The 4,775-nt window shown below is 68.1% G+C and carries 4 protein-coding genes; 3 read left to right on the top strand and 1 reads right to left on the bottom strand.

The window, feature by feature from the left end; genetic code table 11:
* Positions 1-230 precede the first annotated feature (230 nt).
* On the bottom strand, positions 231-1,463 hold the full coding sequence (locus ACFXB5_RS52745) for an NADP-dependent malic enzyme (protein WP_201851418.1): 1,233 nt from the start codon (positions 1,461-1,463) through the stop codon (positions 231-233).
* A 510-nt stretch (positions 1,464-1,973) separates the two neighbouring features.
* Here ACFXB5_RS52745 and ACFXB5_RS52740 point away from each other — a divergent pair.
* The 3 genes from ACFXB5_RS52740 to ACFXB5_RS52730 are packed head-to-tail and all read left to right on the top strand — an operon-like array spanning position 1,974 to position 4,667.
* Positions 1,974-2,927 carry an ABC transporter substrate-binding protein gene (locus ACFXB5_RS52740; protein ID WP_385223056.1) on the top strand — a complete coding sequence of 318 codons (954 nt, stop codon included), beginning with the start codon at positions 1,974-1,976 and terminating at the stop codon, positions 2,925-2,927.
* A gap of 43 nt (positions 2,928-2,970) precedes the next feature.
* On the top strand, positions 2,971-3,909 hold the full coding sequence (locus ACFXB5_RS52735; protein ID WP_385223053.1) for an amino acid ABC transporter permease: 939 nt from the start codon (positions 2,971-2,973) through the stop codon (positions 3,907-3,909).
* A 5-nt stretch (positions 3,910-3,914) separates the two neighbouring features.
* Positions 3,915-4,667: an amino acid ABC transporter ATP-binding protein gene (locus ACFXB5_RS52730; protein WP_385223059.1), complete on the top strand. Its 753-nt coding sequence runs from the start codon at positions 3,915-3,917 to the stop codon at positions 4,665-4,667.
* Positions 4,668-4,775 lie beyond the last annotated feature (108 nt).

Below are 4,775 nucleotides of genomic sequence, written 5' to 3'. Positions count from 1 at the left end.
GGCCGCCCCTCCGGCTGAGGGGCGGCCCGGCCCGTAAAGGCACCTGGCCCGTAGCGGCAACCCGGCCCGTAAAAGCACCTGGCCCGTGGCGGCAACCTGGCCCGTAAAAGCACCTGGCCCGTAAAGGCAGCCCGACCCGTAAAGGCGCCTGGCCCGCGGCGTATCGCCTGGGTCCGCACAAGTCACCCGGGCCCGCAGACGCAGACGCCCCCCGGACCCGTGGCGGGGCGTCAGCGGCGGGCGACGCCCTCCGCGCGGGCGGCCGCGGCGACGGCCGCGGTCACGGCGGGGGCGACCCGCTCGTCGAACGGCGAGGGGATGACCTTGTCCGCGCTCAGCTCATCGGCCACCACGGCGGCCAGCGCCTCGGCGGCCGCGAGCTTCATGCCCTCGGTGATCCGGGAGGCCCGGACCTGGAGGGCGCCCGCGAAGATGCCGGGGAAGGCGAGGACGTTGTTGATCTGGTTCGGGAAGTCGCTGCGCCCGGTGGCGACCACCGACGCGTACTGGTGGGCGACGTCCGGGTGGATCTCCGGGTTGGGGTTGGCCATCGCGAAGATGAAGGCGTCCGGCGCCATCTTGGCCACCGCGTCCTCCGGCACCGTGCCGCCGCTGACCCCGATGAAGACGTCGGCGCCGTCCAGCGCGGCCTCCAGGGAGCCGGTGAGCCCGGCCTTGTTGGTGAAGCCGGCCAGCTCACGCTTGACGTCGGTGAGGTCCTCGCGGTCCGGCGAGACGACGCCCTTGCGGTCGCACACGGCCACATCGCCGATGCCCGCCTCGGTGAGGATCCGGGCGATGGCCACACCGGCGGCGCCCGCCCCGGAGATGACGGCGCGCAGCTGACCCAGCGCACGGTTCGTCAGCTTGGCGGCGTTGCGCAGCGCGGCGAGGGTGACCACCGCCGTGCCGTGCTGGTCGTCGTGGAAGATCGGGATGTCGACCCGCTCCTGGAGCTTGCGCTCGATCTCGAAGCAGCGGGGCGCGGAGATGTCCTCCAGATTGACGCCGCCGAACGAGGGCGCGAACCGGGCGACGGTCTCCACGATCTCGTCCACGTCCCGGCAGTCGAGCGCGATCGGCACCGCGTCCACACCGCCGAACTGCTTGAAGAGGATCGCCTTGCCCTCCATCACCGGAAGGGACGCCTCCGGACCGATGTCGCCGAGCCCCAGCACCGCGCTGCCGTCCGTCACCACGGCGACGACCTGGGACTTCCAGGTGTAGTCGTGGACGAGCTCGGGCTGCTCGGCGATCGCGCTGCACACCTTGGCCACGCCCGGTGTGTACGCGAGGGACAGATCGTCCCGGTTGCGCACGGGCACGGTCGCCTGGACGGCCATCTTGCCGCCGCGGTGCAGGGCGAACGCCGGATCGAAGGGCTCCCCATCGGTCACGCCTTCGACTCCTTCACCGCTGCCGCTTGTGCTGTCGCTGCGAGGATTGACCATCTCCGCTGCCACTGTTTGACCCCTTTGTCGTTTTTCTGTCGAGGGTATCCGCCCCAGGTTCGGAGCGGGCGGGCACCGCGTCGCCCCATTTCAGCGGATGACCACCGCATGGGTGTGGGTACGGACGCCGGGCGCGTCGCACACGCGCCCTGAGCCCCGGGTGAGGGGTGTAGCCGTCTGTTCTACCTGAAGCGCGCGTCGAGGGACGAACGAGTTCTGGTGCCATGACGCCGGAAAACCAGGCATTGCGCCTGAAGGCGGGCGAAGCTCCAGGGAAAGTCCACGCCGCTGTCACGCGCTGTTCCCCGCGTGATCATGAGCCCGCCCGCGTCACCGGCCACCGCTGTCCGGCCGGTATCGCTGTCCGGTTGTGCACCACGGGGATCGCCCGTTATCCGATTTTGACATGGCCGACGGCCCGTACGGGCCCGTCCGATGGCAAGATGCCCCAATCACACGAGATCGCGACACCCACAAACGTGTTCCCGAGATCTCCCCCCTCACCCTGCCGGAGGAACCAGCATGACCGCCAGCTTCACGCCCCGTAGGGCCACCCTGAAGTCCCGGATGGCCCCCGTCGGCGCGATAGCGGTGGTAGGCGTCCTGCTGCTGACGGGCTGCGGCGATCAGACCGACAAGGCCACGGGCGGGTCCAACAGCAACTCCGCCCCGCTGTTCAACCAGCTGCCCAAGGAGATCCAGAGCGCCAAGGTGATCAAGGTGGGCTCGGACATCAACTACCCGCCGGTCGAGTTCAAGAAGAACGGCGAGGTCATGGGCATCGACCCGGATATCGCCGCCGCGCTCGGCAAGCAGCTCGGGGTGAAGTTCGAGTTCAACAACGGCACCTTCGACACCCTGCTCTCGGGTCTGCGCTCCAAGCGCTACGACATCGCCATGTCGGCCATGACCGACAACAAGGGCCGCCAGGAGGGCGTCGACCCGGACACCGGCAAGAAGGCGGGCGAGGGTGTCGACTTCGTCGACTACTTCACCGCGGGTGTCTCGATCTACACCAAGAAGGGCGCCAACTCGGGCATCAAGACCTGGGACGACCTGTGCGGCAAGAAGATCGTCGTGCAGCGCGGCACGGTCTCCCACGACCTGGCCAAGTCCCAGTCGAAGACCTGCCAGAAGAACGGCAATGGCAAGATCTCGGTCGAGGCGTTCGGCAATGACACCGAGGCCCAGACCCGGCTGCGCGGCGGTGGCGCCGTCGCCGGGTCCAGCGACTTCCCGGTCGCCGCGTACGCGGTGAAGACCTCCGGCGGCGGCAAGGACTTCGAGCTCGTCGGCGATCAGGTGGAGGCGGCCCCGTACGGCATCGCCGTCGCCAAGAAGAACACCCAGCTGCGCGATGCCCTCAAGCAGGCCCTCGCCCTGATCATCGCGAACGGCGAATACGACAAGATCATCGCGAAGTGGGGCGTCAAGGACGGCGCGGTCACCAAGGCCATCATCAACGGCGGCAAGTGATCCGGCCCTCCCCCGTCCGCGCTCGCGCTGAAAGGCATCATCCGTGACTACTAAGATCGAAAAGGCGGGTCCGGTCGACGCCCCGCCGCCGGCGCCGGAGAGCATCAAGGCCATCCCGGTGCGGCACTACGGCCGCTGGGTCGCCGCGATCATCGCCATCGCCCTGATCGTCCTGCTGATCTCCGCCTTCGCCCGCGGTGACGTCAACTGGAACGCCATCCCGGACTACTTCTTCGACAGCGAGGTCCTCAGGGGCGTTCGCAACACCGTCTGGATCACCATCCTCTCGATGGTGGTCGGTGTGGCCCTCGGCATCGTCCTCGCGGTGATGCGGCTGTCGAAGAACCCGGTGACCGCCTCCATCGCCTGGGGCTACATCTGGTTCTTCCGCGGCACCCCGGTCTATGTGCAGCTGCTGGTCTGGTTCAACCTCGGTCTGGTGTTCGACTACATCAACATCATGCCGATCTACAAGGACGAGTGGTCGGACTTCATGACCCCGTTCCTGGCCGCCCTGCTGGGCCTGGGCCTGAACGAGGCCGCGTACATGGCCGAGATCTGCCGGGCGGGCATCCAGTCGGTCGACGAGGGCCAGTCCGAGGCCGCCCAGGCGCTCGGCATGAGCCACGCCAAGACGCTGCGCCGGGTGGTGCTGCCGCAGGCGATGCGGGTGATCGTGCCGCCGACCGGCAATGAGTTCATCAACATGCTCAAGACCACCTCGCTGGTGATCGCGGTGCAGTACTGGGACCTCCTCCAGGCCACCTCCGAGGTCGGGCAGAACTCCGGCGCCACGGCGGAGATGCTCTTCCTCGCGGCCGCCTGGTACCTGATCCTCACCTCGGTGCTCAGCGTCGGCCAGTACTACCTGGAGCGGTACTACGCGCGCGGCTCGAGCCGTAGCCTGCCGGCCACCCCGCTGCAGCGGGTCCGGGCCAATCTGCTCTCCTTCAGCAACCGCTCCGGAGGTGTCGGCGCATGACCGCCATGGTGAAGGCCGAGGGCGTCCACAAGTCCTTCGGCCCGGTTCAGGTCCTCAAGGGCATCGACCTCGAGGTCGCCCCGCGCGAGGTGTTCTGCCTGATCGGCCCGTCCGGCTCCGGCAAGTCCACCTTCCTGCGCTGCATCAACCACCTGGAGAAGGTCAATTCCGGGCGGCTGTACGTGGACGGCAATCTGGTCGGCTACCGCCAGAAGGGCGACAAGCTCTACGAGCTCAAGGACCGCGAGGTCGCCGAGAAGCGGCGCGACATCGGCATGGTCTTCCAGCGCTTCAACCTCTTCCCGCACATGACCGCGCTGGAGAACGTGATCGAGGCGCCGGTCCAGGTCAAGCGCGAGTCCAAGGCGGTGGCGCGGGAGCGCGCGCTGAAGCTGCTGGACCGGGTGGGCCTCGCCGACAAGGCGGCCAACTACCCCTCCCAGCTCTCCGGCGGCCAGCAGCAGCGCGTGGCGATCGCGCGGGCGCTGGCGATGGAGCCGAAGCTGATGCTCTTCGACGAGCCCACCTCGGCGCTCGACCCGGAGCTGGTCGGCGATGTGCTCGATGTGATGCGCGGGCTCGCGGAGGACGGCATGACGATGATCGTCGTGACGCATGAGATGGGCTTCGCGCGCGAGGTCGGGGACTCGGTCGTCTTCATGGACGACGGCGTGGTGGTGGAGTCCGGGCATCCGAGGGAGGTGCTGACCAATCCGCGGCACGAGCGGACGAAGTCGTTCCTCTCCAAGGTGCTCTAAGCGGATCGGCGGAAGTCGGCTGGGGTTCGGTGGCGCCCCGAAGGGGCGCGGGGCTGTGTCGATACTGTGTCTTATACACATCTACGATCCCACGAGACCGTCTGGCAT

The sequence above is a fragment of the Streptomyces sp. NPDC059455 genome (assembly GCF_042750115.1).
Lineage (GTDB): Bacteria > Actinomycetota > Actinomycetes > Streptomycetales > Streptomycetaceae > Streptomyces > Streptomyces endocoffeicus.
Note: the sequence above shows the minus strand (reverse complement) of the source record. Positions and strands in the feature narration are given on the sequence as shown.

What these genes read in the sequence shown, in the direction of transcription:
- ACFXB5_RS52740 (WP_385223056.1), top strand. Translation starts at nt 1,974, where the DNA reads ATGACCGCCAGCTTCACGCCCCGTAGGGCCACCCTGAAGTCCCGGATG.
- ACFXB5_RS52730 (WP_385223059.1), top strand. Translation starts at nt 3,915, where the DNA reads ATGGTGAAGGCCGAGGGCGTCCACAAGTCCTTCGGCCCGGTTCAGGTC.